Below are 26,012 nucleotides of genomic sequence, written 5' to 3'. Positions count from 1 at the left end.
GGCCGAGAGCTAATGAACCCCGCGAACTCTTGCAAGTAGGCGGTCATTCTCGCGCCGCGATTTCAACACGCAAACAGGCACGTCGCGGCCATAAGCCGCAAGGTTCTCTTCGATCTCCGGGCTCTCGGTCTTCTCGAAATTCCAGATGTAGCGAAGGAAATCCGCATCGATCCGCTCGGGGCAACCGTCGGCCATCTCGGGCCGCGACCGACCGCGGTAGCGTAGCCAGCGCGAGATCACGCCGTAGAGCGAAACGAGCCGCGGCGGACGCAACCAAAGAACGAGCTGCGTGCGCGGCAGCCGCAGCGGCAGCGTACCGGGGCTGGTGCCGTCCATGATCCAGCGCTCCTTCGCCACGAACGCCTTGAGCCTGTCCAGCGCTTCGGCCCGCGGCCGCTGCTGCCAGCCGGGCATCCAGAAGATTTCCCGGTCCATGGGAATATGCGGCAGCGAAAGATGATCCGAAAGCTGCCGCGCCAGCGTGCTCTTGCCGCTGCCCGAGCAGCCGATGACCAGCACGCGCTCCGCGGTTTTCAGCCGTCCGGCCGCCTCTTCCAGCGCAATCGTCATCTCAGCCTCCTGAAACCAAAAACCCCGCCGTCGAGCAGGACGGCGGGGCTTAAAGCATGGAGGCGGAAAAGTCTATTCGGCTGCGGCCAGCAGCTTCTTCTCCCGCGCGGCGCGCAGGCGGGCGAAATCGTCTCCGGCATGGTGCGAGGAGCGCGTCAGCGGGCTCGAGGAGACCATCAGGAAGCCCTTGGAATAGGCTACCGTCTCATAGGACTTGAACTCGTCGGGCGTTACGAAACTCATGACGGCATGATGCTTGCGGGTCGGCTGGAGATACTGCCCGATGGTCAGGAAGTCGACATCGGCCGTGCGCAGGTCGTCCATCAGCTGGAGCACTTCGTTGCGCTCCTCGCCGAGCCCCACCATGATGCCCGACTTGGTGAACATGGTCGGGTCCAGCTCCTTCACGCGCTGCAAAAGCCGCACGGAGTGGAAGTAGCGCGCGCCCGGACGCACCGTCAGATAGTTGCCCGGCACGGTCTCCATATTGTGGTTGAACACATCGGGCTTGGCAGCGACGACACGCTCCAGCGCGCCCGGCTTCTTGAGAAAGTCGGGGGTGAGGATCTCGATGGTCGTTGCGGGGGAAGCCGCGCGAATGGCCCAGATCACCTTCTCGAAATGCTCGGCGCCACCGTCGTCCAGATCATCGCGGTCGACCGAGGTGATGACGACGTGGGAAAGCCCCATCTGGCGCACGGCCTTGGCGACATTCTCCGGCTCGGCCATGTCGAGCGCGTTCGGCTTGCCGGTCGCGACATTGCAGAAGGCGCAGGCGCGGGTGCAGATCTCGCCCATGATCATGAAGGTGGCGTGTTTCTTGTCCCAGCACTCGCCGATATTCGGGCAGCCGGCTTCCTCGCACACCGTCACCAGCTTGTGGGAGCGCACCAGCTCGCGCGTCTCCTGGTAGCCCTTGGAGACCGGCGCCTTGACGCGGATCCATTCCGGCTTGCGCAGCACTTCCGTATCCGGCTTGTGAGCCTTTTCCGGATGGCGCACGCGCGGCGCGTTCGGATCGAGATTGGTGCGGTCGAGAATGGTGACCATGTCTTTTCCACTTTCCTGGCCGGCGTCCGTGCCTGCCCTTGAGCTCGAAAAGGTGAGCCCGCCTCATGTGGAGGCGGGCTTTAGCACGTTCAAGCGTTCAGCGCACGCCCATAGGCATCCAGAACGCTTTCCTTCAAAGTTTCGGAAATCGTCGGGTGCGGGAAGATGGTGTGCATCAACTCTTCCTCGGTCGTTTCGAGGTTCATGGCGATGACGAAGCCCTGGATCAGTTCCGTCACTTCCGCACCGACGAGATGGGCGCCCAGGAGTTCGCCGGTCTTCTTGTCGAAGATCGTCTTGACGAGACCCTGGTCTTCACCCAGCGCAATGGCCTTGCCGTTGGCGACGAAGGGGAACCGACCGACGCGGATGTCGCGGCCCTGTTCCTTGGCTTTCGCTTCCGTCAGACCGACGGAGGCCACCTGCGGGTGGCAATAGGTGCAGCCCGGGATCTTGGCCTTGTCCATGGGGTGGACGTTCGGCAGGCCGGCGATCTTCTCGATGCAGATGACGGCCTCGTGCTCCGCCTTGTGGGCGAGCATCGGCGGGCCGGCCACGTCGCCGATGGCGTAGATGCCGGGCACGTTGGTCTTGCCGTAGCCATCGATTGCGATGAAGCCGCGGTCGGTCTTCACGCCCAGCGCCTCAAGACCGATATTCTCGATATTGGCCTGCACGCCGACGGCGGAGATCATGCGGTCGGCGGTGATCTTCTCGACCTTGCCGTCCTTCATCTCGACATGCGCGGTGATCGAATTAGCACCCTTCTCCACCTTGGCGACCTTGGCCTCCAGATGGATCTTCATGCCCTGCTTTTCGAACTGCTTCTTGGCGAGCGCGGAGATTTCCGCGTCCTCGACCGGCATCACCGTCTTCATTACCTCGACAACAGTCACATCGACGCCGAGCGTGCGATAGAAGGAGGCGAATTCGATGCCGATGGCGCCCGAGCCCATGACGAGCAGCGACTTGGGCATTTCCGCAGGCTTCATTGCTTCAAAGTACGTCCAGATCAGCTTGCCGTCCGGCTCGATGCCGGGCAGCGCGCGCGGGCGTGCACCGGTGGCGATGACGATGTGCTTGGCGGTATAGGTGCCTTCGGGCAGCACGTTCTTCGGCACAGGCGCCTGCGGCTGCTGGATCGCCTTGGTCGTCGTGGACACCACGATCTCGCCCGGCTTGGTGAGCTTGGCCTCGCCCCAGATGATGTCGACCTTGTTCTTCTTCATCAGGAAGCCGACGCCGCCATTCATGCGCTGGGCGATGCCGCGCGAGCGCGCGACGATGGCCGGAAGGTCCGGCGTCACCGTACCCTCGATCTTCACGCCATAGTCACCCGGATGCTGGGCATAGTGGAAAATTTCGGCAGAGCGCAGCAGCGCCTTGGTCGGGATGCAGCCCCAGTTGGAGCAGATGCCGGCGAGATGCTCGCGCTCCACGATGGCCGTCTTCAGGCCGAGCTGGGCGGCACGGATAGCGGCAATGTAGCCACCCGGACCCGACCCGATAACGATGACGTCGTAAGCATTCGACATGAGCGCTTCCACTCCTCTGTTGTTCTTCTGCGCCGCGCGGTTTTTCCGCTGCGGCATGACGAGAAGCGGAAGCAACCGCTCCTCAGGGATTGTCCGCCACCTTTTCCGGCCGCGTCAGCATCCCGTAGATTTCATCCTTGAGCCGCATCCGCTCCTTGCGCATGTCGATCATGCTGAGGTCGGCGACGGGCTCGATATCCGTTTCTGCGCGATGAATGGCGAGATTCACCGCCTGATAGTCTTCGCAGATCCGGTGAAAGTGACCGTCGACCTCGCGCAGGTGGCGAATCTTGGCCAGATGCTCCGGAAATTCCTCTGCAAGCTGGTGCGGGGTGTTCGACATGTCCATCTCCTTTTCGGTTGATGGTGTCAGCCTAGCCTGCCCGCCCCTTCACTCCTTGATCCCTGTCAAACCCGCCGCGATACTGTCAAAGCCCGAGCATCATACGCACGACCGGCTCGAGGCCTTTGCCGATCGCCCGGGTGTTTTCGGCATCGAGATGCACGCCGTCGAGCGGTGTCGTTTCGGCGACAGAGCCCGCATCGAAGAAACCGCAGCCACGCTCGTCGGCGAGGTCTGCATAAAGCGTCGCCAGCATGGCCGATTGCTCGACCCCGCCGGCGAACATCGCCGCAAACGCGGTGTTCGCTGTCTCGCAGAGCGGCGGCGGCGAAACGATCAGCACATCCGGCCCCTCGTCGGTCTCGAAGGACCAGGCGTGATGCCGCACCAGCTCCACCAGCCGCTCCATGCCCTGCACGGCGCCGAAGGCCGTGCCGCAGATCGCCGGCTTCATGTCGTTGGCGCCGAGGAACAGGATGACGAGGTCGATCGGGTCGTGACTGTGCAGGATGGTCGGCAGGATGCGCGCGCCGTTGCGATCGCAATCCGCCAGATGATCGTCATAGGCGGTGGTGCGGCCGTTGAGACCCTCCGCGATCACGTTGACATCGGGCCCCAGCGCCTTGGCTAGCACGCTCGGCCAGCGATCCCCGAAGGCATGCCGGTCGAGCGTTTCCGCGTTGTAACCCCAGGTCAGGCTGTCGCCGTAGCAGAGAACCGTCTTCATGGCCGCACCCCGCTTGTCAGACGAGCATCCCCATCGGGTTCTCGATATAGCGCTTGAAGGCACCGAGCAGTTCGGCGCCGAGCGCGCCGTCCACGCAGCGATGATCGGTGGAAAGCGTGACCGTCATCGCATTGACGATGACCATCTGCTTGTTCTTCACCACCACGCGCTCCTCGCCTGCGCCGACCGCAAGGATCGTCGCATGCGGCGGGTTGACGACGGCGGCGAAGTTCTTGACGCCCATCATACCCATGTTGGAGACCGCAGTCGTGCCGCCCTGGTACTCCTCGGGCTTCAGCTTGCGTTCCTTGGCGCGCTTGCCGAGGTCCTTCATCTCGTTGGAGATGGTCGACAGGCTCTTGGTTTCCGCCTTGCGGATGATCGGCGTGATCAGCCCGCCCGGGATGGAAACGGCGACGCCGACATCCGCGTGCTTGTGCTTGACCATGTTCGTTTCCGTCCAGGAAACGTTGGCATCCGGCACATCACGCAGCGCGAGCGCCAGAGCCTTGATCACCATGTCGTTGACCGAGAGCTTGTAGGCCGGACGGTCGTCCTTGCGCGGCGCGCTGTCGTTGATCTGCGCACGCAGCGCCAGAAGCGCGTCGAGCTCGACATCGACGGAGACATAGAAATGCGGAATCGTCTGCTTGGATTCCTGCAGGCGCTTGGCGATGGTCTTGCGCATGCCGTCATGCTGCACAAGCTCGTAGGAGCCTTCGTCGAAGAGCTTGAGCACGGCATCGTCGGACATGCCCTTGGGCGCAGCGGACGCGGCGGCAGCCGGTGCAGCGGCCGCAGGCTTCGCACCACCGGTCGCAACGGCCTTTTCGACGTCGCTTTTGACGACACGGCCATGTGGCCCGGAACCGGAAACGGCGGAAATGTCGATACCGGCTTCCTTGGCGATACGGCGGGCCAGCGGCGATGAAAACACGCGGTTGCCGTCGCGGGCAGGTACTGGACCAGCCGATGCGGTGGCAGCAGGTGCCGGAGCGGCCGCGGCGGCAGCCGGCTTTTCGGCTTCCTTCGGCGCCTCAGCCTTCGCTTCGGAAGGCTTGCTTTCGGCCGGCTTGGCGTCTGCCTTCGGGGCGGAGCCGGCGGCGGCAGCCGCAACATCCTCGCCATCAGCGGCGAGAATGGCGATCAGGCTGTTGACCTTCACGCCTTCCGTACCGGCCGCCACGACGATCTTGGCGACAACGCCCTCGTCGACGGCTTCGACCTCCATCGTCGCCTTATCGGTCTCGATCTCGGCGATCACGTCACCGGATTTCACGGTGTCGCCTTCCTTCACCAGCCACTTGGCGAGGTTGCCCTCTTCCATGGTGGGGGAAAGGGCGGGCATCGTAATGTTGATCGGCATTTCGCGCCCTCCCGTTACTTGTAGCAGACGGCCTTCACCGCCTCGACGACTTCACCCACATTCGGCAGCGCCAGCTTTTCGAGATTGGCGGCGTAGGGCATGGGAACGTCCTTGCCGGCAATCGTGACGACAGGCGCATCGAGATAGTCGAAGGCTTCGCGCTGGATGCGGTTGGCGATGTAATCGCCGACCGACGACTGCGGGAAACCTTCCTCGACAGTCACGAGGCGGCCGGTCTTCTTGACCGATTCGATGACGGTCGGCAGGTCCATCGGACGAATGGTCCTGAGGTCGATCAGCTCGACGTCGATGCCCTGCTTCTCCAGTTCCGCCACGGCCTTGACCGCATAGGTCATGCCGATGCCGAAGGACACCAGCGTCACATCCTTGCCCTGGCGGTGGATGCGCGCCTTGCCGATCGGCAGCACGAAATCGTCGAGCTTGGGAACCTCGAAGCTGTGGCCGTACAAGATCTCGTTCTCGAGGAAGATGACCGGGTTCGGATCGCGGATCGCCGCTTTCAGCAGGCCCTTCGCGTCGGCTGCCGTATAGGGCATGACGACCTTGAGGCCCGGAATATGGCTGTACCACGCCGCGTAGCACTGCGAGTGCTGGGCGCCAACGCGCGCCGCAGCGCCGCTCGGGCCGCGGAAGACGATCGGCGCGCCCATCTGGCCGCCGGACATGTAAAGCGTCTTGGCGGCCGAGTTGACGATATGGTCGATCGCCTGCATGGCGAAGTTGAACGTCATGAACTCGACGATGGGCTTAAGGCCGGACATGGCCGCGCCGACGCCGATGCCGGTAAAGCCGTGCTCGGTAATGGGCGTGTCGATCACGCGCTTGTCGCCGAATTCCTGCAGAAGGCCCTGGGTGATCTTGTAGGCGCCCTGATATTCGGCGACTTCCTCACCCATGATGAAAACGTCTCCATCGCGGCGCATTTCTTCCGCCATGGCGTCACGCAGCGCTTCACGCACCGTCATGCTCACCATCTCGGTGCCTTCAGGGACATCGGGATCGGCAGCCACTTCCGTCTTCGGTGCGGCCGGGACCGGCGCGGAGGCGGAACCCTGTTCCGTTGGCTTCTCGGCTTCCTCGACCTTCGGTGCGGCCGCTTCCGGCTTGTCGGCCGCCTTGGGCGCGGACATCGCATCGGCGCTTTCGCCATCCTGCAGCAGAACGGCGATGACGGAGTTGACCTTGACGCCTTCCGAGCCGGCCGGAACGACGATCTTGCCGATCACGCCCTCGTCGACGGCTTCGACTTCCATCGTCGCCTTGTCGGTCTCGATCTCGGCGATCACGTCACCGGACTTCACGGTGTCGCCTTCGTTCTTGATCCACTTGGAAAGCGTACCCTCTTCCATCGTCGGAGAGAGCGCGGGCATAAGAATATCTACGGGCATATAAGTCTCCCCCGGATCAAAGCAGAATGTCGGTGTAGAGCTCGGATACATCCGGCTCTGCATCGTTCTGGGCGAATTCGGCGCTGTCGGCGACGATGTCGCGGACGTCCTTGTCGATCTGCTTCAGATCGTCCTCGCTTGCCCAGCCCTGCTCGAGAAGACGGGCCTTCACCTGCTCCAGCGGGTCGTGCTCGGAGCGCATCTTCTGCACTTCGTCCTTGGAGCGATACTTCGCCGGGTCCGACATGGAGTGACCGCGATAGCGATAGGTCAGCATTTCAAGGATGTAGGGGCCCTTGCCGGCGCGGCAATGGGCGATGGCCTCGTCGGCTGCGGCCTTGACCGCGCGCACATCCATGCCGTCGACCTGCACGCCGGGAATGCCGAAGCCTTCGCCGCGCTTGGAGAAATTCGACTGCGCGGTGGAGCGCACCGTCGAAGTGCCCATCGCATAGCGGTTGTTTTCGATGATGTAGACGACCGGCAGCTTCCAGAGCGCGGCCATGTTGAAGCTCTCGTAGACCTGGCCCTGGTTGGCCGCGCCGTCACCGAAATAGGTGACCGACACCTGGTCGTTGCCGCGATACTTGTTGGCGAAGGCGAGACCCGTGCCGAGCGACACCTGGCCGCCGACGATGCCGTGGCCGCCGTAGAAGCCCTTCTCCTTGGAGAACATGTGCATCGAGCCGCCCTTGCCCTTCGACAGGCCGCCGCGACGGCCAGTCAGCTCGGCCATGACGCCGCGCGCGCTCATGCCGAGCGCGATCATGTGGCCGTGATCGCGGTAGGAGGTGATGACCTGATCGCCATCCTTCTGGGCCATCTGCATTCCGACGACGACCGCTTCCTGACCGATATAGAGATGACAGAAGCCGCCGATGACGCCCATGCCGTAAAGCTGGCCGGCCTTTTCCTCGAAGCGACGGATCATGAGCATCTCGCGATAGGCGTGAAGCTCTTCTTCCTTGGTGAATGTCAGACTGTTGGAACCAATTGAGTCGTTCCGTGCAGGCTTTGCCGTCGTTTTGCGGCTGGACGTGGACGCGGTCTTACGCGGAGCCATTCGATCCTCCCTATGTTTGCCTTTTGCCGAAAACATAGGGGAGAAAGGCCGCGTCAGCAATGCCATAATTGCATGGCTTATATTCCTTACAAGCTACTGACAAGTAAGCAATATTTACGATTAACCAGATTTCGGTTAATCGCATTTCTCAGTGGAAAATCACGATCTCGTCGGCACGCGACATGTTGAGGTAGGAGCGCGCCTTCTCGTCGAGCATGTCGCGCTCGAGCGAGCCGTCGCTCATCAGGGCCACTTCTTTTTCCAGGATCTGGCGCTGCCGCACGAGCACGTCCAGACGCGCCTGCCGTTCCATTCGTTGCCGCTCGAAATCCTCCATTCCGCGCAGACCGAAGTCGCCATGGACGGAATGATAACCGAAATAGGAAAGGAAAGCGACCGTAATCACCGGCAGAGCCAGCCGGCCGAATTTCCGCTTCTTATGATGCTTGGTCCACATGCAGGTGCCCCGATACGCAGTACAGCCAGACACTATCGGGAAGCGGTTAACCGACCATTGACCATGACCGATGGGCCAAGAAAAAACCCGCATCTTGCGATGCGGGTTTCATTATTCTGGAAAACTGTCTTTCCCGGCTCAGCCGCGCAGGATGCCGCGGCCGGCATATTTCGCCGCCGCACCCAGCTGCTCCTCGATGCGGATGAGCTGGTTGTACTTGGCGGTACGGTCGGAGCGGGCCAGCGAGCCGGTCTTGATCTGGCCGCAGTTGGTGGCGACCGCGAGATCGGCGATGGTGGAATCTTCCGTCTCGCCCGAGCGGTGCGACATGACGGCCGTATAGCTCGCCTTGTGTGCGGTCTCGACGGCGTCGAGCGTTTCGGAGAGCGAACCGATCTGGTTGACCTTGACGAGGATCGAGTTGGCGACGCCCATCTTGATGCCGTCGCGCAGGCGGGCCGAGTTGGTGACGAACAGGTCGTCGCCGACGAGCTGCACCGACTTGCCGATCTTGTCGGTCAGCGCCTTCCAGCCATCCCAGTCGTCTTCGGCCATGCCGTCCTCGATCGAGAAGATCGGGTACTTGGCGGCCAGTTCTGCAAGGTAATCGGCCATGGCGCCGGGCTCGAGCGTGCGGCCCTCGCCTTCCAGCACGTACTTGCCGTCCTTGAAGAATTCCGTCGAGGCGCAGTCGAGCGCGATATACATGTCTTCGCCCGGACGGTAGCCAGCCTTCTCGATCGACTTCATGATGAAGTCGAGCGCGGCGGGCGCCGAGGCGAGGCCCGGCGCAAAGCCGCCTTCGTCACCGACATTGGTGTTGTGGCCGTCGGCGGCTAGCTGCTTCTTCAGCGTGTGGAACACTTCCGAGCCCATGCGCACGGCATCGCGGATGTTGTCGGCGCCGACGGGAACGATCATGAACTCCTGGAAGTCGATCGGGTTGTCGGCATGCGCGCCGCCATTGATGATGTTCATCATCGGCACCGGCAGGATGCGGGCGTTCGGGCCTCCGACATAGCGGTAAAGCGGCAGGTTTGCGGCTTCGGCGGCAGCCTTGGCGACGGCCAGCGAAACGCCGAGGATGGCATTGGCGCCGAGGCGCGCCTTGTTCGGCGTGCCGTCCAGTTCGATCATCGTCTGGTCGACGGCGATCTGGTCTTCCGCGTCGAGGCCGCCAATGGCTTCGAAGATTTCACCGTTCACGGCAGCAACGGCGTTTTCCACGCCCTTGCCGAGGTAGCGGGTGCCACCGTCGCGCAGTTCGACGGCTTCATGCGCGCCCGTCGAGGCGCCCGACGGGACCGCGGCGCGGCCGAAACTGCCATCCTCGAGATAGACGTCCACTTCAACGGTGGGATTGCCGCGGCTGTCGAGGATCTCGCGGCCGATGATGTCGATGATAGCAGTCATGATATCGTCCTGGTTCGGGTTTATTAATCGATTAAAATCCACTTTTAATCGACCATGCGGAAATTACAATGGCGCTCTGCGCCGGAAGAACGGATGGCACATCTTCGTGTCATCCGTTTGATGGCGCTTACGCCTTGGCGATGTCGTCGAAGGCCAGAAGCTTTTCAAGAAGCCGCGGCATGTCCTTCAGGTAAACCATGTTCGGGCCGTCGGACGGCGCGTTGTCGGGGTCTTCATGCGTCTCTACGAACAGGCCGGCGACACCGACGGCAAGCGCTGCCCGCGCCAGGGTCTCGACGAATTCGCGCTGGCCGCCGGAGGAACCGCCCTGCCCGCCCGGCTGCTGCACCGAATGGGTTGCGTCAAAGACGACGGGCGCGCCAAGCGAGGCCATGATCGGCAGCGAGCGCATGTCGGAAACGAGCGTGTTGTAGCCGAAGGAGGCACCGCGCTCGCACAGAAGCACGTTCGGATTGCCGCTCTCGGTGAACTTCGCGAGCACGTTCTTCATGTCCCAGGGTGCAAGAAACTGGCCCTTCTTGACATTGATCGTGCGCCCTGTCTTCGCGGCGGCGACCAGAAGGTCGGTCTGGCGCGACAGGAAAGCCGGGATCTGCAGGATATCGACCGTCTCGGCGACAACCGCACACTGCTCTTCCGTGTGAATGTCGGTCAGTACGGGAAAGCCGAAATCCTTCTTCAGGTCGGCGAAGATTTCCATGGCGCTGTCCAGCCCGATGCCGCGCTTGCCGGAAATCGAGGTGCGGTTGGCCTTGTCGAAGGACGACTTGTAGACGAGACCGATGCCCAGCTTGTCGGTCAGTTCGACGAGCGTTCCGGCGATCATGTAGGCGTGGTCGCGGCTTTCCATCTGGCAGGGGCCGGCAATCAGCGAGAAGCGCTTGTCCTGCGCGAAGGTAACCTTTTTGGCGCCTTCGCCGACGACGACGGTGGAATTCGTTTTCATGTCATTCTCCAAAGACGAAGAGAGCACCCTGGCCCGGCGCCGGCGGCACCATGAGCCGGCCATCGCGCTCCGTAAAGACGACGCCCCGCTCGGTCAGCAGTTGGCGGCAGTCCGACAGGCTGGCAACCGTGAAGACGACCGCGCGGCCCTTCAGCCCACGATCCGTGCCGGCTTCGGGCGCGATCCCGTAAAACCCCTCCAGCCCGGCATCGTTGAGCACGGTAATGCGGCCGCGCGGTGTCGAGACCGACATGCCGAAGGACAGGGCCTCGATCTCACGCTCATCGGCGGCTTCCTGCACCAGATACTGGAAGTCTGTGGGATTCTGTTCGGACAGCACCACCTCGGAAAGCGCGGTTACGCCGTTCGCGTGCGCCTCGAGCGCCTTGCGGTCGGCGGGCAGCGGCAGGATGCGCTGCGAGGCGAGGAAGAGGAAGTCGGGGCTGCGCAGATCGGCCGCGAAAGCCAGCCGGAAGCTGCCGGTCGCGGACGTCCCGTCGGGCAGAACCATTTCGCGGGAGAATTCCAGCATAGCGCCGCCGGAAAGGCCGGCCGCGGAGTAGCGCCGGTCGTCGTCGCGCGCGTCGCTGGTCGCCATGGCAATGCCGGAAAAGCCATCCAGCCCGCGGCGGAAGCGGAAAGTCTGATCGCGCGCGACGAAGGCATTGCCCTCGCGCGCCGCTTCTTCGCATTCCTCGCGATTGGCAATGCCGAGCGGTTCCAGATAGCTGCCGTCCGACAGGAACACGCAACAGTTTTCGGTGCCGAAGGGGTGGCGCGCATCCTGGGCCACGGTAAATCCCAGCGCCGTCAGTCTTTCGCGGGCAATTGCGAGTTCGGACACCGGCAGCACCAGATGGTCGATCGGGCGGGGCGTTCTCGAACTCACGGTCATGGGCAGATAATCCGGTCGTGTTTCAGGCGCCCCGTGCTTTGCATGCTTTCGGCCCGCAATGCAAGCGCCGGCACAAGCGCGGCGCCGCATCGGGAACTTTTCCGCCACACCGACATTCCAACCGCGCATTTCAGCATCGGAGCCCGTCATTTCCAGTTCCCGCGACATTACCCAACAGCGCCAGCTGCACGAATCCCGGCCGCTCTGGGCCGACACGCCGCGCATCGGCATTCGCGCCGCACACACCCCGTCGAAGAGCGAGTATGACGTGATCGTGGTCGGCGCCGGCATTTCCGGTGCGCTCGCCGCACATGCGCTCACGGACGGGAGGCGTTCGGTTCTGGTCGTGGATCGCCGCACACCCGTTCGCGGCAGCACGCTTGCCAGCACGGCCATGATCCAGCACGAGATCGACATCCCCCTGCACAAGCTTGCCGGCATGATCGGCGTGGAGAAGGCCAATCGTGCCTGGCGCCGGTCGGCCCGCGCCGTCGAGCAATTGACGCGCATCGTCGCCGATCTTGGCATTTCCTGCGCCTTCGAGCGCAAGAAGACGCTGTTCCTGGCGGGCGACGAATATGGCAGCCGCGCGCTGCGCAGCGAGGTGGAGGCGCGGCATGTGGCAGGCATCGAAGCCGATTTCGTCGACGCCGCCGCGCTCGGCCAGCAATTCGGGCTCGACCGCACCGGCGCTATCCTCAGCGACATCTCCGCATCCGCGAACCCGGCCCAGATGGCCGCGGGCATTCTGCGCGCTGCGGTCGCACGCGGTGCCGAGCTGGTGAGCCCGCTCGAGATAACCGATCTGCGAACCACCGGCGACAGCGTCTTTCTCGCGACGGCGGAGGGCAAGATCCTGTCTGCCGGCCACGTCGTCTTCTGTTCGGGCTACGAATTTCTCAAATCGCTCGCTCAGGAGGACCATTCCGTCGTGTCCACCTGGGCGCTCGCCACTCCGCCCGGCACGGATGCGCCCGGCTGGCTGAAGGACTGCATCGTCTGGGAAGGTGCCGACCCCTATCTCTATCTTCGCAGTTCACGCGACGGTCGCCTGATCGTCGGCGGCGAGGACGAGGAGAGCGAAACCGCCTACGCGTCGCCCCAAAAGCTCGCGAGCAAGGCAAAGGTCATCCGCCGAAAGGCAGAAGCCATGCTCGGCACGGCCCTGCCCGATCCCGAATTCGTCTGGGCCGCCCCCTTCGGCACCACCCGCACGGGCCTGCCGCTCATCGGCGCCGTGCCCGGTCTCGACCGGGTCTTCGCCGTCATGGGCTTCGGCGGCAACGGCATCACCTTCAGCCAGATAGCCGCCGAAATCGTCTCCTCTGCCATCAGCGGCCACGGCGATACCGACGCCGACCTTTTCGCTTTCGGAAACGGCGCGCGCTGAAGAGCGATTCGCTGCAGTAGGTTGCCGGCAGGCAAGAGCCTGCACCAACCTACGCGCAACGCTGAGCGGCCTGTGATTTTCAGCGGATGACGGCCGGGAGATAGAACCGTCATTCCCGTGTCATGTGACAGTGATGTTTCTTCACGCGTAACCAACCCGGCGTCCGCCAGCCAGTGCGGCGCTCACAGGAGTTTGCGTGAATGGACATGGCTCAGGCCTTCGCCCTTGCCTCGGGCGCCCTCGTTGCGACCAATCTTGCCAGCATTCTCATCGCCGGCAGGCGGCTCAAGGCGACAGGCTTCCCACCACCGGACCTGCGCAAGAAACCGTCCGTCTCCATCGTCATTCCCGTTCGCGGCATCGAGAACTTCACGTCCGAGACGCTGTCGCGCGCCTTTCGCCTGAACTGGCCGAATTACGAGCTCCTCTTCTGCGTCGCCCACGGCAATGACCCGGTCATTGCCGAAATCGAGAAGACGGCAGCGGATTACCCGGCCGTTGCCGCGCGCATCCTCATCGGCGACGACCGCATCAGCGCCAATCCCAAACTCAACAATTGCGTGAAGGGCTGGCAGGCGGCGCGGCACGACTGGGTGATTCTTGCCGATTCCAACGTGCTCATGCCGGAGGATTACGTGCAGCACCTGATGGGCGGCTGGCGCAGCGATTCGGGCCTTGTCTGCTCGACGCCGCTCGGCTCGCGGGCGGATGGCTTCTGGGCGGAGGTGGAATGCACCTTCCTCAACACCCAGCAGGCCCGCTGGCAATATGCCGGCGAAGCGCTCGGGCTCGGCTTCGCACAGGGCAAGAGCATGCTGTGGTACAAGCCGATGCTGGATGCGAATGGCGGCATCCACGCGCTCAATGCCGAGATCGCCGAGGACGCCGCCTCCACCAAGCTGGTCAACCGCCTCGGCCTCAAGGTGCATCTGGTGTCCTCGCCTTTCGAACAGCCGCTCGGCCGCCGCACGGGCCACGACATCTGGTCGCGCCAGTGCCGCTGGTCACGCCTGCGCCGCGTCACCTTCCCCGGCTTTTTCGCACCGGAAATCCTGCTCGGCGTCCTGCCGCCGCTCTCTCTCGCCCTGATCGCCGTGGCGCTGGGCTACGGCACCCTGCCCTCTGCGATGCTGCTGGTGCTTGCGGGCATTTACCTGCCAGAACTCGCGCTCGCCTTCGCCAAGGGCTGGCGCCTGTCGCGCTGGTCGGTGCCGGCCATGATCGTTCGCGACGTCATGCTGCCGGCCATCTGGCTGCGCGCCTGGCTTGGCGGTTCCATCGACTGGCGCGGCAACACCATGACCATCGGCACCACTGCCTGCGAACTGGAGGAAGCGCCCGCAAGCCCTTGAGCGGGGTCACCCCTTGCCGGCGCGCAGTCCATCCAGCACCGTTCTGAACGCGTCGACGGCTTGCCGCGACGTCTCCTCGGGTGTCTGCGAATTGGCGATCCAAAGGGCGGCGTGACTGCTTGCGCCATTGATCAGCCGCGCCGCCGCTTCCGTATCGATCCCCACCATAAGGCCATCGGCCTTCAATTGCTCGATGCTGGAACTGAGCGCGGCAATGCAGCCGTTGCTGGTCGGCCACTGCGAGATGTCGCCCAGCACCGCCGGACCGTCGCGGAACATGATGCGCTGGATTTCCGGCTCCAGCGCCATTTCGATATAGGCGACGCATTCGTCCACGAAGCCTTGCCAGCGGTTCGGCGCGGCGGCGGAGATGCGGTTGAGGCGCGCCGTCATCTCCGCGTCGATCTGCCGGATGACAGCCTGGAGAAGCCCCTTCTTATCGCCGAAATGGTGGTACAGCGCGCCCCGTGTCAGGCCCGCCGCCGCCGTGAAGTCATCCATGGACGCGCCCGCATAGCCGACCGTCCCGAAGGCGTGGCGGCCGGCGGCGACGAGCTTTGCCCGTGTTTCCGCGATCATTTCCTCGCGCGGCTTGCGCATGGCATCTCCCTTCCACATACGCCTCGTATTTTATTTGACATACGTGGCGTATGCAATTACCCATTCACATACGCCTCGTATGTAGGTAATAATCATCAATAGGCAGGAGCAGGCCATGGCCAACCCCTACAAAGAAATTTTCAGCGTGCCCGGCACCAAAGGTTTTTCCGCAGCAGGCTTTTTCGCGCGTCTTCCCATCGCCATGGCGCCGATCGGCATCGTCGCCATGCTGTCGCAGGCGCATGGCGAATATTGGCTTGCCGGCGCCGTGTCGGCCACCTTCGCGCTCACCAATGCGCTGATCGCCCCGCAAGTCTCCCGGCTTGTCGATCGCTACGGACAGTCTGCGGTACTCACGCCCGCAACGGCCATCTCCGTGCTCGCCTTCCTGACGCTGATTGCAGCCACCAACCAGGGCTGGCCGGTCTGGACGCTCTTCGCCTCCGCATTTTTCGCTGCAACCATGCCCAGCATGCCGGCCATGCTGCGCGCGCGCTGGACCGGGCTTTTCCGCGACCGGCCGGAGATGAACACCGCTTTCGCCTTCGAATCGGCGGCCGATGAACTGGTCTATATCGCCGGCGCCTCGCTTTCGGTCGGTCTCGCCGTTGCGCTCTTTCCGGAAGCCGGCATGCTGGTCAGCACCGTGTGCCTCGCGCTCGGCACCCTCGCCTTCGTCCTGCAACGCGCGACGGAGCCTGCGATCCGCACGGCAAGTGGCAGCAGCCCGCAGACGTCGGCGATCCGCCTGCCCGCGGTACAGATCATCACGCTCGCGCTGGTCTTTGTCGGCGCCACCTTTGCCACGGCCGAGGTGAGTGCGGTGGCGATCACCAAGGATCTCGGGCAGCCCAACGCCGCCAGCCTCGTCATCGGCGTCTATGGCGTCGGCTCCTTCATCGTCGGCCTCCTGCTCGGCGCGATCAACCCGTCCATGCCGTTGCAAAAGCAGATGATGATTGCCGTGACAGTGCTCGGCCTCACCGCCCTGCCGCTGCCCTTTGCCGGTACGGTACCGGTGCTGGCAATCGCGTTGTTCATCAGCGGCATCGCGATTTCGCCCACCTTCATAACCGCCTTCGGGCTGGTTGAGCGCCGCGTGCCGGCAGCGATGCTGACGGAAGGTGTCACATGGGTCACGACGGGTATCGGCATCGGCATGGCGCTGGGCGCCTTCGTGGCCGGCTGGGCCGTCGATACGTTCGGCCCGCAAAACGGATTCTGGGTGTCCATCGCCGCCTGCGTCGGTGCCGTGCTGACGGTCGCACTCGGCCAGCGCACGCTCGCCGGAGGGGATTGTAACGATGGTGCCTGCCCGCTGCCGCAAGCAGCAGAATGACAAAAAGCCCGGCAGAAATGCCGGGCTTTTTTTTGAAATCCTACCTCAGACGAGGCGGCTCTGTTCCAGGGCCGCTTCGATGAAGCTGGCAAACAGCGGATGCGGATCGAGCGGGCGGCTCTTCAATTCCGGGTGGTACTGAACGCCGATGAACCACGGATGATCGGGGTATTCCACCGTTTCCGGCAGCACGCCATCTGGCGACATGCCGGAGAACACGAGGCCGCAGCTCTCCAGCTTGTCCTTGTAGTCGACATTCACCTCGTAGCGGTGACGGTGACGCTCGGAAATATCCGTCGAGCCGTAGATATCGGCAATCTTGGTGCCGCCCTTCAGCGATGCGCGATAGGCGCCAAGCCGCATCGTGCCGCCGAGGTCGCCCGACGCCGAACGCTTCTCAAGCTCGTTGCCCTTCACCCATTCCGTCATCAGGCCGACGACCGGCTCCGCCGTCTTGCCGAATTCGGTCGAGGAGGCCTTCTCGATGCCGGCGAGGTTGCGCGCGGCTTCCACGACGGCCATCTGCATGCCGAAGCAGATGCCGAAATACGGCACCTTGCGCTCGCGGGCGAAGCGCGCCGCGTTGATCTTGCCTTCCGAGCCGCGCTCGCCAAAGCCGCCGGGCACGAGAATGCCGTGCACCTTCTCCAGATACGGCGCCGGATCTTCCTTCTCGAAGACCTCCGACTCGATCCATTCGAGCTTGACCTTGATGTGGTTGGCGATGCCGCCGTGATAAAGCGCCTCGATCAGCGATTTATAGGCGTCCTTCAGGCCGGTATACTTGCCGACGATGGCGATCGTCACTTCGCCTTCCGGCGTGCTGATGCGGTCGGAAACGGTCTGCCAGGCTTCCAGGCGCGGCTTCGGTGCCGGCTCGATGCCGAAAGCGGCCAGAACCTCGTCGTCGAGGCCTTCCTTGTGATAGGCAAGCGGCACGTCGTAGATCGAGGCCACGTCGAGCGCCTGGATGACGGCGGTCGGACGCACATTGCAGAACAAAGAGAGCTTGCGACGCTCGGCTTCCGGAATTTCGCGGTCGGCACGCACCAGCAGGATATCGGGATGGATGCCCATGGCCTGCAATTCCTTGACGGAATGCTGTGTCGGCTTGGTCTTCAGCTCGCCGGCGGCCGGGATATAGGGCATCAGCGTCAGGTGAACATAAACGGCCGTGCCGCGCGGCAGGTCGTTGCCGAGCTGGCGGATCGCCTCCATGAAGGGCATCGCCTCGATATCGCCCACCGTGCCGCCGATCTCGCAAAGCACGAAGTCGTAATCGTCATTGCCTTCGGTGACGAAGTTCTTGATCTCGTTGGTGACGTGCGGGATGACCTGCACGGTCGCGCCGAGATAGTCGCCGCGGCGTTCCTTGTCGATGATGTTCTTGTAGATGCGACCGGTGGTGATGTTGTCGGTCTTGGTGGCCGAGCGGCCGGTGAAGCGCTCGTAGTGGCCGAGGTCGAGGTCGGTTTCCGCACCGTCGTCGGTGACGAACACCTCGCCGTGCTGCGTCGGGCTCATGGTGCCCGGGTCAACGTTGAGATAGGGGTCAAGCTTCCGAAGGCGAACGCGGTAACCGCGGGCCTGAAGGAGAGCTCCCAGTGCTGCTGCAGCGATGCCTTTTCCGAGGGAAGAAACCACGCCGCCTGTGATGAATACATATCGCGCCATGGGAGTCACCGGATACCTTTTCAAAATCGATTCCGCCACCGAAAAATCACCTTGGGTGTGATTTCGGAAGTCGCAATCGGCGTTTTACACAGAAGAAGGCCGGTTGGTTTTGCCAACCGGCCGGATTGTTTTTGCTTGCTTCGGCTTACTGGCCGCTCGGGACGCCGGTGTTGCCGCCGGTCTCCGCTGCGCCGCCCGTCGTGGCGGGCGTTTCGCCCGCGCCGGTGGTGGCGTTGCCGCCTTCGGTCGGAACGGCGTCGGTGCCGGTCGTTGCGGGCGTCTGGTTGGTGGTGTTGCCCGTGCCCTGGCCCTGAGTGCCCTGGTTCTGAGTGCCCTGGTTCTGCTGGGCGCCGCCGTCCTGCTGGCTCTGGCCGCCACCGAGCGCGTCGAGGACGCCGCCGGTGCCCGTCGTGCCGGGAATACGATCGAGAATGTCGGTCGGGCGCGTCTCGTAACGGGAGTAGATGCCCATGCCGAGCGCCAGAACGAAGAACAGCGTCGCGAGGATCGCCGTCGTGCGCGTCAGGGCATTGGCCGTGCCGCGCGCCGACATGAAGCCGGAGCCGCCGCCAATGCCGAGGCCGCCGCCTTCCGAGCGCTGGATCAGCACGACGCCGATCAGCGCGACGACGACCATGAGATAAATGACGAGCAAGATGGTCTGCATGTTTAGCTATCCCGGCCAAGCGGCCAAATTTCAGGTTTGCGGCTCAATATACCAAGCCGTGCGCCATTCCAAGCCCCAGCGGTCAATCCGCCTGCCCTTTTGCAGGCAGACGGAAGAGGCTGCAAAAGGGCTTATGCCGTCAGCGCTTCATAGGCGCGGTAGATGGCAAGGAAATCGTCCGATTTCAAGCTCGCCCCGCCGATCAGCGCGCCGTCGACATTGGCGACGCCCATCAATTCCCCAGCATTGCCCGGCTTGACGGAACCGCCATAGAGAATGCGCATCTTGGCGCCTTCGCCGGCAAAGCGTGTCGAAAGTTCCGCACGCATGAAGGCATGCGCCTCTTCCACGTCCCGTGCCGTCGGCGTCAGTCCCGTGCCGATCGCCCAGACCGGCTCGTAGGCGATCACGGTGTTTTCGGCCGTCGCCCCGTCCGGCACCGAGGCTGCCAGCTGGCTTTTCAGCACGTCCAGCGTCTTGCCCGCCTTGCGCTCGTCGCCCGTCTCGCCGATGCAGATGATGGCGACGAGGTCGTTGGCATGAGCGATTTCCGCCTTGGCGCGCACCAGCGCATCGCTTTCCTTGTGGTCGGTGCGGCGCTCGGAATGGCCGACGATCACATGGGTGCCGAAGCAGTCTGCGATCATTTCGGCGGAAATATCGCCGGTATGCGCACCGGATGCCTTTTCATGGCAATCCTGCGCGCCGATCAGCAGCGGGCTGTCGTCGCAAAGCGCCGTCGCCACATAAAGCAGCGTCGCCGGCGGGCAGATCAGCGTTTCCACCTTCTCGGAAAGCGGCCCCTTCACGCCTTCGGCCATCGCCTTGATCTGGTCGAGCGATGCGCGCGTGCCGTTCATCTTCCAGTTCCCGGCGACGAGCGGTGTTACATCCGGTGTCATGAGGCCTCCCTGTCCTTGAATTCTCGGGTCGCATGGGGCGTAGCAAATCGGCGTGGCCAAGGAAAGGCATGGCGCGAGCCTTCGCCCCCTATCCCGATTCAGCGTGCCAGCAGGAAATTCAGCGTTTCGCGCCAGTCGGTCATGCGCACCGGCGTGCCGTGGCCGCCGGTCTGGAACAGCACGAAGCGTGTCGGAATGCCGGCCTTGCGCAGCTTGCGGAACACCGCGATCTGGTCGTTGGCCGCATAGACCTTGTCGCTGTCGCCATGGGTGAAATAGACCGGCAGCTTGGCCTTGAAGGCCGGCGTCTTGGCATAGTCGCCATCCGCCGCCCCGCCCATCAGCACCATGCCGGACAGGCTTTTCACCGCCGTGGCGTCGCGCACCACACGCGCGCAGATGAAACTGCCCATGGAGGCGCAGGCGAGAATGACGGGCGCATCGGGCGAGAGCGCCTTGGCCCGCAGGATAAGGCCGGAAATGCGCGCCGCTCCGGCATCGTCGAACGACGGCACGCTCGGCGCGTAATAGACGCCACCGTTCTGCACCGCGAGGTTCTTCAGGCGGTTGAAGTTGCCGCCGAAGGTCCAGTCGTTGTTGCCGAGCCGCCGGTCGCCGCCGCGGCCGTGGATGAAGATCACGGTGAAGGCCGCCCCCTCGCCCTTGCCGGTCATGGCGACATCGAGCTTGCCGACCGGCGTATCGACCGTCACCGCCTGCGTCGCCTTCTTCACCGCCGTCGAGACATAGGCGGATTTCACGCGCCGCTCCGGCACCTGGTCGCGCCCGTTGATGTCGCGCATTTCCTGATAATCGACGACGCGCAGCGCCCCGTCATCGGCCGTTTCCACCACAGTGCCGTAGCCGAACAGCTCGTCCTTCCAAGGCTTGAGCGTGAGTGCCGACGCCTGATGGGCCGCCAGCCCGGTGAAAACGGCGGCCAGAACGAACCGACGAAGGCAATCAACTGTGGACTGAGCCATGAACACGCACTCCCTTGGGGTGGCGATACTTGCCATTCGCCCGGATGCAAAGCAATCCTCGTGGCGCGGACGGTGCAGCCCGAGTTCGCGAAAACCCGCAGAATCTGGCAGAGTCGCAAGTGATTCGCCGCCCACCTCACTCCGCCACGCCTCGCTCCGCAGGGATCGACGGCTGAAAGCGGCAGACGGAACAAACTCTGAACGGCCCATGCAAGACGACAGCAACGACCTTTTCGCCAGCCTGCCATCCCAGCCCGCCCCGGAACCCGTGGCGCGGGAGGAAAAGCCCATGCCGCGCGCCGTCGCGGTACCAGTGCCGGCCCCGCCGGCTGTCGGCGGCGATTACGACGCCTCGGCGATCCGCGTGCTGGAAGGGCTGGAGCCGGTGCGCATGCGTCCCGGCATGTATATCGGCGGCACGGACGAGAAGGCGCTGCACCACCTCTTCGCCGAAGTCATCGACAACTCGATGGACGAGGCCGTCGCCGGCCACGCCAATTTCATCGAGGTCCATCTCGATGCCGAGGGCTTCCTGACCGTCACCGACAACGGCCGCGGCATCCCGGTCGAGAACCATCCGCAGATGCCGGGCAAGTCGACGCTCGAGGTCATCCTCACCGTGCTGCATGCCGGCGGCAAGTTCGACGGCAAGGCCTATGAGACATCCGGCGGCCTGCACGGCGTCGGCGTGTCCGTCGTCAACGCGCTGTCGGATCAGCTCGAGGTCGAGGTCGCCCGCAACAAGAAGCTCTATCGCCAGCGCTTTTCGCGCGGCAAGCCGGTCGGCGGGCTGGAAGAGCTCGGCGACGTGCACAACCGCCGTGGCACGAAGGTTCGCTTCCACCCGGATCCGGAGATTTTCGGCGCGCATGCCCGCTTCGATCCCGGCCGTGTCTTCCGCATGGCACGCTCCAAGGCCTATCTCTTCGGCGGCGTCGAAATCCGCTGGAGCTGCGATCCCGCGCTCCTGCCCGAGGGATCCGAGACGCCCGAAAAGGCGGTCTTCCACTTCCCCGGCGGCCTGAAGGATTATCTGCAGGCCACGCTTGGCAAGGACTACACCGTCACGCGCGAAATCTTCGCCGGCAAGAGCGAGAAGTCGGGCGGCCACGGCTCGCTGGAATGGGCCGTCACCTGGTACGGTGGCGATTCGCTCATCCACTCCTATTGCAACACCATCCCCACGGCCGATGGCGGCACGCACGAGGCGGGCTTGCGCATCGCGCTCACCAAGGGCCTCAAGAACTACGCCGAGCTGACCCAGAACAAACGCGCCAAGGACGTCACCACCGACGATGTGATGATTTCGGCGGTCGGCATGCTCTCCGTCTTCATCCGTGAGCCGGAATTCGTCGGCCAGACCAAGGACAAGCTGGCTACCGTCGAGGCCCAGCGCATTGTCGAGAACGCGCTGCGCGACCCGTTCGACCACTATCTTGCCGATAACCCGGCCGAAGCCGCCAAGCTACTCGAATGGGTGATCGAGCGCGCCGAAGAGCGCATGCGCCGCCGCAAGGAAAAGGAAGTTTCGCGCAAGACCGCCGTGCGCAAGCTGCGCCTGCCCGGCAAGCTCGCCGACTGCTCGCAGAGCTCCGCCGAGGGTGCGGAACTCTTCATCGTCGAGGGCGATTCGGCCGGCGGCTCCGCCAAGCAGGCGCGCAACCGCGCCAACCAGGCCATCCTGCCGTTGCGCGGAAAAATCCTCAACGTCGCCAGCGCCGGCCGCGAAAAGCTCGGTGCCAACCAGCAGATTTCCGATCTGGTTCAGGCGCTCGGCTGCGGTACGCGCTCGAAATACCGCGACGAGGACCTGCGTTACGACCGCGTCATCGTCATGACCGATGCCGATGTCGACGGCGCGCATATCGCCTCGCTGCTCATCACTTTCTTCTATCAGGAGATGCCGGATCTGATCCGTGGCGGCCACCTCTACCTTGCGGTCCCGCCGCTCTACCGCCTCACACAAGGCGGCAAGACGCTCTATGCCCGCGACGATGCGCACCGCGAGGAGCTAATGCGCACCGAGTTCAACGGACGCGGCAAGGTCGAGATCGGACGCTTCAAGGGTCTGGGTGAAATGCTGCCGGCCCAGCTCAAGGAAACGACGATGGATCCGAAGAAGCGCACGCTTCTCAAGGTCGCCATCGATGACGTCGATTTCGAGGGCACCCGCACCGCCGTTGACGACCTGATGGGCACGAAGCCCGAGGCACGTTTCCGCTTCATCCAGGAGCGTGCGGTCTTTGCCGACAACCTCGATATCTGAGTCGGAAATGCCTTACTTTTGCGCGATTGCCGGCCTCTAACCGGCAGCACCGATCCCGGAGAAACGGCCATGAAAGCTGCGCTCATCGTCATGACGCTCATGGGCTGCGACGACAGCGCAACCCAGTGCCATTATATCGATACGGTCGACCGTTCCTGGCAGAGCGTGGCGCTCTGCGATGCGCAGGCGGAAACCTATATCAACCGCCATCAGGACAAGAACTATCCGGTCATCGTGGCAGTGTGTGAAACCGCCAGCGACCGCATGACGGCGGAAGTCACGCCGACACCCGATCCCACGCCCGCCGACACGACCGTCCAGACCCCGCTGCCAGTGCCGGCAGAAACGGTCGAGGCTCGTCAGGGCCTTGCGGCACGCACGCTGAGTTTCCTGAAGAAGGCCATTCCCGATCGCCAGTCCCTGAAGGCTGCCGTCACCACGCCGATACGCTATGCCGAGGACGGCTATTCCTGGGTCGCCAAACGCTTCGCCGACTGATTGCCTAAAAAACGATGTGCTGACGGCTGGATCGGACGAATCCTGTCGTCAGGCAGCCTCTCGCGTGGCGATCAGCGCATAGCTGCGCGCCGTCTGGCGCTGTTCGGCAATGGCAAGGCGCTCGACCAGTTCGAGCATCGCCTGGCAGGCGGCATTGCCCATGGCGCGGCTGCGCACCAAAAGCATCTCTGAAACGGAATGCAGCCCGTCCCCGCCCTTGGCCTCGCGCCGCCAGAGCATTGTCGCCTCGGCAAAGAGCGCGCTGACATCGGCGCCGAGCCCGGTGGTTTCGTAGAGCGCCCGCACGGCCGCCTCTCGGCCATCGGACAGGATGGAGCGAACCCGTCGTTCCTCCTGGCCGGACAGGTTGGCAATGGCGGCAACGAAGAATTCCGCACGGCCGGTGCACAGCGCATGCATCAGGAAAACCGGCGTCAGCCGGCCCGTGACGCGAAGATGTTCGACCAGCGCCGGCATTTCCGCGGCAGCAACTTCGGCCACTATGCCGATCGTCGCAACATCGCACGCTTCACGCGTGATACGCTCGACCCGGCCCGTTCCCACCGCCGCCTGGATGAGACCGAAGCCCGCAAGCGCCGTGCCGACCTTCTCGACAAGCCCATGTCGTGCATCGCTCGGCAGGTCATCGCGGTCGAGCAGCAGCGCGCGGATATCCGCGTCATGACCCAGCCGCTCGGCAATGCGCGTCAGGCTGCGACGCGATAGCATGGCGCCTTCGTTTTCCAGAAGCGCCAGCACGTCCTCGACGCCCCCCACCTCGGCAAGGGCGGCGGAGACCGCCCGCGAGACATGGCTGCGATTGGCGATCAGCATGCGCGTCACGTCGCTGCCCTTGGCGGCAAGATCGACCAGATCGGCATCCGTCAGCAGGCACGAACACAGAATGATATGGGCCGCGATCTCGGGCTGGTCCTCGGCAAGCGGCAGGATCACGGCACGCGGCGCGTCGGCGCAGGACGCAAGTGCCTCGGCCAACGCCAGCCGCACCTTGGGCGCGGGATCGTCGAGCAGGAAGATCATCGCCATCTCGGCGGCGCGCCGGTCACCGGGTGCAATGCGCGCCTTCGCATAGGCCCGCGCCAGAACGCTGGCAGCCTTGGCCCTGTCGGCTGCCCGCGCGGTCTCGATCCAACGGAGGAATGCATGAACGATCAATGGACGCCCCAAACGCCTGCGACTTCTAGTAAAATGACCCTATCGGCAAAGTGTTTAAGATTGGTTCACCATATCCGTTAACGCCCCGGTCATTGCCAGACAGAGGTCCCGCCCCTTAAGAAGAGGCATGAAAACGCTGCCCCGCGCCCTCTTCTTCATGCCCCTCGCCGCGCGCGCGGCAACGGCCAGCCGTGACCCCGGCCCAATAGAGACCGGGCACACCTTTCCCATCGTGGATAGCGAATCGACCGTGGAAGACCTGCGCACGATCCTTGCCGCCGGCACGCCGATGATCGGTCTTGCCGGCTGCCGGAATGGGGCCGACATCCAGCGCGTCGCAACCCTGCTTTCGGTGGCAGAAGCGCAACTGGAGCATGCGGATGGCACCACGCTCATCCTCGCCCTGACGAACGGAATCCTGCCTGCCCCGATAGCCCCCGACAGCCTCTCCGGAAAGTCGACACGGCTGGCCGCGCTGGTCTGGGATCGTTTCGCGCTGGAAAACGCACTCCCAACTGCAACGCCGCACACTGAAAACGGCGAGTGGACAGTTGCCTTCGCAGCGGCGCGCGGGGGAGTATTGCTCGCCGCAGCGGCCGCCGGCGTTCCCGCCTATGACGGCGCTATCGATCTCGAAGGCGGCGCCCTTCAGCGGAACTGTGAAATCTCGCAGGACGAGGGCTTCTACGGCCGGGTCGCACACAACGCAGCCCAGGCCGCCATTATCGAAGCGACCTATCACCGCGGCTGACGCGCCATCAGTCCGCCTTGGGGCGAACCATGGCGAAAACGCCCGTGCCGCCATCGGTGTAATCCATATAGCCCATGCGCCCGAGCGGCCGCGCCACGGCCATGTCGACCATGCCGTCGCGCAGGATTTCCGCGCTGATATGGATACCCACCACCTGGCCGAACACGACCCAGTTGTCCGTCTCGCGCCCCTCGAGATCGAGCGGCCGCAGGATCTGCGTCATGCGGCATTCGAGTGCCGCATAGGCCTCACCCACATGGGGGGCATCGACGAGCCGCGCGCTGACCGGCGTCAGCCCCGCGATCTCGAATTCGTCGACCCCGCGCGGCACGGCGATCGAGCTTGCATTCATCTCCTTCGCCAGATGATGGCTGGCGAGCGAGCAGGTGAAGACGCCCGTCTCTTCGATATTCGTCACGCTGTCCTTGTGGCCGCTGGAGGAGAACATCACCAGCTTTGGCCGGTCGGCCACCGCATTGAAGAACGAATAGGGCGAAAGATTCACCCGTCCGTCCGCGGCCTTGGTGCCGATCCAGCCGATCGGGCGCGGCGCGACGATCGCCTTGAAGGGATCGTGCCGCAGCCCGTGCGCGTTTTGCGCCGCCTCGTAGAACAGCGC

The 26,012-nt window shown here is 63.8% G+C and carries 25 protein-coding genes; 6 read left to right on the top strand and 19 right to left on the bottom strand.

From position 1 onward, the window contains the following. Positions 1–9: 9 nt before the first annotated feature. From MNR02_RS08260 to MNR02_RS08205, 12 genes are all read right to left on the bottom strand, one after another. Complete coding sequence (locus MNR02_RS08260) at positions 10–570, bottom strand: AAA family ATPase (protein WP_241948780.1); 561 nt, start codon at positions 568–570, stop codon at positions 10–12. A 72-nt stretch (positions 571–642) separates the two neighbouring features. Beyond that, positions 643–1,620, bottom strand: a complete 978-nt coding sequence (gene lipA / locus MNR02_RS08255; protein WP_241948779.1) for a lipoyl synthase — start codon at positions 1,618–1,620, stop codon at positions 643–645. 89 nt (positions 1,621–1,709) lie between these two features. After that, positions 1,710–3,155, bottom strand: coding sequence for a dihydrolipoyl dehydrogenase (gene lpdA / locus MNR02_RS08250; protein WP_241948778.1), 1,446 nt, complete (start codon positions 3,153–3,155; stop codon positions 1,710–1,712). A gap of 82 nt (positions 3,156–3,237) precedes the next feature. Then, positions 3,238–3,498 (bottom strand): YdcH family protein, encoded by a 261-nt coding sequence (locus MNR02_RS08245; protein ID WP_241948777.1) that lies wholly within the window; start codon positions 3,496–3,498, stop codon positions 3,238–3,240. Positions 3,499–3,583: 85 nt separating this feature from the next. Next, positions 3,584–4,225: an SGNH/GDSL hydrolase family protein gene (locus tag MNR02_RS08240; protein ID WP_241948776.1), complete on the bottom strand. Its 642-nt coding sequence runs from the start codon at positions 4,223–4,225 to the stop codon at positions 3,584–3,586. Positions 4,226–4,241: 16 nt separating this feature from the next. Next, entirely contained in the window at positions 4,242–5,591 is a 1,350-nt protein-coding gene (locus MNR02_RS08235; RefSeq protein ID WP_241948775.1) for a pyruvate dehydrogenase complex dihydrolipoamide acetyltransferase, read from the bottom strand. A gap of 14 nt (positions 5,592–5,605) precedes the next feature. Then, positions 5,606–7,000: a pyruvate dehydrogenase complex E1 component subunit beta gene (locus tag MNR02_RS08230; RefSeq protein WP_241948774.1), complete on the bottom strand. Its 1,395-nt coding sequence runs from the start codon at positions 6,998–7,000 to the stop codon at positions 5,606–5,608. 16 nt (positions 7,001–7,016) lie between these two features. Beyond that, complete coding sequence (gene pdhA / locus MNR02_RS08225) at positions 7,017–8,063, bottom strand: pyruvate dehydrogenase (acetyl-transferring) E1 component subunit alpha (protein WP_241595548.1); 1,047 nt, start codon at positions 8,061–8,063, stop codon at positions 7,017–7,019. Between the two features lie 148 nt (positions 8,064–8,211). Further along, on the bottom strand, positions 8,212–8,520 hold the full coding sequence (locus MNR02_RS08220; protein ID WP_160872407.1) for a septum formation initiator family protein: 309 nt from the start codon (positions 8,518–8,520) through the stop codon (positions 8,212–8,214). Between the two features lie 138 nt (positions 8,521–8,658). Continuing rightward, complete coding sequence (eno, locus tag MNR02_RS08215; RefSeq protein WP_241948773.1) at positions 8,659–9,933, bottom strand: phosphopyruvate hydratase; 1,275 nt, start codon at positions 9,931–9,933, stop codon at positions 8,659–8,661. A gap of 127 nt (positions 9,934–10,060) precedes the next feature. Beyond that, complete coding sequence (gene kdsA / locus MNR02_RS08210; RefSeq protein ID WP_241595544.1) at positions 10,061–10,900, bottom strand: 3-deoxy-8-phosphooctulonate synthase; 840 nt, start codon at positions 10,898–10,900, stop codon at positions 10,061–10,063. A 1-nt stretch (position 10,901) separates the two neighbouring features. Next, positions 10,902–11,795, bottom strand: coding sequence for a VOC family protein (locus MNR02_RS08205; protein ID WP_241948772.1), 894 nt, complete (start codon positions 11,793–11,795; stop codon positions 10,902–10,904). A gap of 58 nt (positions 11,796–11,853) precedes the next feature. Between MNR02_RS08205 and MNR02_RS08200 the strand changes: the two genes are divergently transcribed. Next, positions 11,854–13,185: an FAD-binding oxidoreductase gene (locus MNR02_RS08200; RefSeq protein WP_241948771.1), complete on the top strand. Its 1,332-nt coding sequence runs from the start codon at positions 11,854–11,856 to the stop codon at positions 13,183–13,185. A gap of 200 nt (positions 13,186–13,385) precedes the next feature. Then, positions 13,386–14,537 carry a ceramide glucosyltransferase gene (locus MNR02_RS08195; RefSeq protein ID WP_241948770.1) on the top strand — a complete coding sequence of 384 codons (1,152 nt, stop codon included), beginning with the start codon at positions 13,386–13,388 and terminating at the stop codon, positions 14,535–14,537. Positions 14,538–14,543: 6 nt separating this feature from the next. Here MNR02_RS08195 and MNR02_RS08190 read toward each other — a convergent pair whose 3' ends face one another. Continuing rightward, positions 14,544–15,137, bottom strand: coding sequence for a TetR/AcrR family transcriptional regulator (locus tag MNR02_RS08190; RefSeq protein ID WP_241948769.1), 594 nt, complete (start codon positions 15,135–15,137; stop codon positions 14,544–14,546). A 115-nt stretch (positions 15,138–15,252) separates the two neighbouring features. Here MNR02_RS08190 and MNR02_RS08185 point away from each other — a divergent pair, with 115 nt between their 5' ends. Beyond that, positions 15,253–16,476: an MFS transporter gene (locus tag MNR02_RS08185; RefSeq protein ID WP_241948768.1), complete on the top strand. Its 1,224-nt coding sequence runs from the start codon at positions 15,253–15,255 to the stop codon at positions 16,474–16,476. A 45-nt stretch (positions 16,477–16,521) separates the two neighbouring features. On the opposite strand, the gene MNR02_RS08180 is transcribed toward MNR02_RS08185, so the two are convergent. The 4 genes from MNR02_RS08180 to MNR02_RS08165 all read right to left on the bottom strand — a co-directional run bounded on the left by MNR02_RS08180 (position 16,522) and on the right by MNR02_RS08165 (position 20,702). Then, complete coding sequence (locus MNR02_RS08180; protein WP_134652182.1) at positions 16,522–18,150, bottom strand: CTP synthase; 1,629 nt, start codon at positions 18,148–18,150, stop codon at positions 16,522–16,524. Between the two features lie 145 nt (positions 18,151–18,295). Beyond that, positions 18,296–18,817, bottom strand: a complete 522-nt coding sequence (gene secG / locus MNR02_RS08175) for a preprotein translocase subunit SecG (protein WP_241595523.1) — start codon at positions 18,815–18,817, stop codon at positions 18,296–18,298. Positions 18,818–18,948: 131 nt separating this feature from the next. Continuing rightward, the gene (tpiA, locus tag MNR02_RS08170; protein ID WP_241948767.1) at positions 18,949–19,719 is read right to left on the bottom strand and encodes a triose-phosphate isomerase; all 771 of its coding nucleotides are present in this window, start codon (positions 19,717–19,719) and stop codon (positions 18,949–18,951) included. Between the two features lie 98 nt (positions 19,720–19,817). Continuing rightward, complete coding sequence (locus MNR02_RS08165; protein ID WP_241948766.1) at positions 19,818–20,702, bottom strand: alpha/beta hydrolase; 885 nt, start codon at positions 20,700–20,702, stop codon at positions 19,818–19,820. Positions 20,703–20,910: 208 nt separating this feature from the next. Here MNR02_RS08165 and parE point away from each other — a divergent pair, with 208 nt between their 5' ends. Together parE and MNR02_RS08155 are read left to right on the top strand one after the other, a co-directional pair. Continuing rightward, positions 20,911–22,968 (top strand): DNA topoisomerase IV subunit B, encoded by a 2,058-nt coding sequence (gene parE, locus MNR02_RS08160; protein WP_241595514.1) that lies wholly within the window; start codon positions 20,911–20,913, stop codon positions 22,966–22,968. A 69-nt stretch (positions 22,969–23,037) separates the two neighbouring features. Beyond that, entirely contained in the window at positions 23,038–23,466 is a 429-nt protein-coding gene (locus MNR02_RS08155) for a hypothetical protein (protein ID WP_241948765.1), read from the top strand. 48 nt (positions 23,467–23,514) lie between these two features. On the opposite strand, the gene MNR02_RS08150 is transcribed toward MNR02_RS08155, so the two are convergent. Further along, the gene (locus MNR02_RS08150; RefSeq protein WP_241948764.1) at positions 23,515–24,642 is read right to left on the bottom strand and encodes a DUF2336 domain-containing protein; all 1,128 of its coding nucleotides are present in this window, start codon (positions 24,640–24,642) and stop codon (positions 23,515–23,517) included. Between the two features lie 127 nt (positions 24,643–24,769). Between MNR02_RS08150 and MNR02_RS08145 the strand changes: the two genes are divergently transcribed. Continuing rightward, complete coding sequence (locus MNR02_RS08145; RefSeq protein ID WP_241948763.1) at positions 24,770–25,393, top strand: hypothetical protein; 624 nt, start codon at positions 24,770–24,772, stop codon at positions 25,391–25,393. A gap of 7 nt (positions 25,394–25,400) precedes the next feature. Here the strand turns inward: MNR02_RS08145 and MNR02_RS08140 are convergent, their stop codons facing one another. Further along, positions 25,401–26,009 carry a flavin reductase family protein gene (locus MNR02_RS08140; RefSeq protein WP_241948844.1) on the bottom strand — a complete coding sequence of 203 codons (609 nt, stop codon included), beginning with the start codon at positions 26,007–26,009 and terminating at the stop codon, positions 25,401–25,403. Between the last annotated feature and the right edge of the window lie 3 nt (positions 26,010–26,012).

The sequence above is a fragment of the Shinella sp. H4-D48 genome, assembly GCF_022637395.1.
Lineage (GTDB): Bacteria > Pseudomonadota > Alphaproteobacteria > Rhizobiales > Rhizobiaceae > Shinella > Shinella sedimenti.
The sequence above is the reverse complement of the archived record's forward strand: the minus strand, read 5'-3'. Positions and strand labels throughout refer to the sequence as shown.

Coding starts and splice junctions, on each gene's coding strand:
- MNR02_RS08260 (WP_241948780.1), bottom strand. CDS start 570: ATGACGATTGCGCTGGAAGAGGCGGCCGGACGGCTGAAAACCGCGGAG.
- lipA (WP_241948779.1), bottom strand. CDS start 1,620: ATGGTCACCATTCTCGACCGCACCAATCTCGATCCGAACGCGCCGCGC.
- lpdA (WP_241948778.1), bottom strand. CDS start 3,155: ATGTCGAATGCTTACGACGTCATCGTTATCGGGTCGGGTCCGGGTGGC.
- MNR02_RS08245 (WP_241948777.1), bottom strand. CDS start 3,498: ATGTCGAACACCCCGCACCAGCTTGCAGAGGAATTTCCGGAGCATCTG.
- MNR02_RS08240 (WP_241948776.1), bottom strand. CDS start 4,225: ATGAAGACGGTTCTCTGCTACGGCGACAGCCTGACCTGGGGTTACAAC.
- MNR02_RS08235 (WP_241948775.1), bottom strand. CDS start 5,591: ATGCCGATCAACATTACGATGCCCGCCCTTTCCCCCACCATGGAAGAG.
- MNR02_RS08230 (WP_241948774.1), bottom strand. CDS start 7,000: ATGCCCGTAGATATTCTTATGCCCGCGCTCTCTCCGACGATGGAAGAG.
- pdhA (WP_241595548.1), bottom strand. CDS start 8,063: ATGGCTCCGCGTAAGACCGCGTCCACGTCCAGCCGCAAAACGACGGCA.
- MNR02_RS08220 (WP_160872407.1), bottom strand. CDS start 8,520: ATGTGGACCAAGCATCATAAGAAGCGGAAATTCGGCCGGCTGGCTCTG.
- eno (WP_241948773.1), bottom strand. CDS start 9,933: ATGACTGCTATCATCGACATCATCGGCCGCGAGATCCTCGACAGCCGC.
- kdsA (WP_241595544.1), bottom strand. CDS start 10,900: ATGAAAACGAATTCCACCGTCGTCGTCGGCGAAGGCGCCAAAAAGGTT.
- MNR02_RS08205 (WP_241948772.1), bottom strand. CDS start 11,795: ATGACCGTGAGTTCGAGAACGCCCCGCCCGATCGACCATCTGGTGCTG.
- MNR02_RS08200 (WP_241948771.1), top strand. CDS start 11,854: ATGCAAGCGCCGGCACAAGCGCGGCGCCGCATCGGGAACTTTTCCGCC.
- MNR02_RS08195 (WP_241948770.1), top strand. CDS start 13,386: ATGGACATGGCTCAGGCCTTCGCCCTTGCCTCGGGCGCCCTCGTTGCG.
- MNR02_RS08190 (WP_241948769.1), bottom strand. CDS start 15,137: ATGCGCAAGCCGCGCGAGGAAATGATCGCGGAAACACGGGCAAAGCTC.
- MNR02_RS08185 (WP_241948768.1), top strand. CDS start 15,253: ATGGCCAACCCCTACAAAGAAATTTTCAGCGTGCCCGGCACCAAAGGT.
- MNR02_RS08180 (WP_134652182.1), bottom strand. CDS start 18,150: ATGGCGCGATATGTATTCATCACAGGCGGCGTGGTTTCTTCCCTCGGA.
- secG (WP_241595523.1), bottom strand. CDS start 18,817: ATGCAGACCATCTTGCTCGTCATTTATCTCATGGTCGTCGTCGCGCTG.
- tpiA (WP_241948767.1), bottom strand. CDS start 19,719: ATGACACCGGATGTAACACCGCTCGTCGCCGGGAACTGGAAGATGAAC.
- MNR02_RS08165 (WP_241948766.1), bottom strand. CDS start 20,702: ATGGCTCAGTCCACAGTTGATTGCCTTCGTCGGTTCGTTCTGGCCGCC.
- parE (WP_241595514.1), top strand. CDS start 20,911: ATGCAAGACGACAGCAACGACCTTTTCGCCAGCCTGCCATCCCAGCCC.
- MNR02_RS08155 (WP_241948765.1), top strand. CDS start 23,038: ATGAAAGCTGCGCTCATCGTCATGACGCTCATGGGCTGCGACGACAGC.
- MNR02_RS08145 (WP_241948763.1), top strand. CDS start 24,770: ATGAAAACGCTGCCCCGCGCCCTCTTCTTCATGCCCCTCGCCGCGCGC.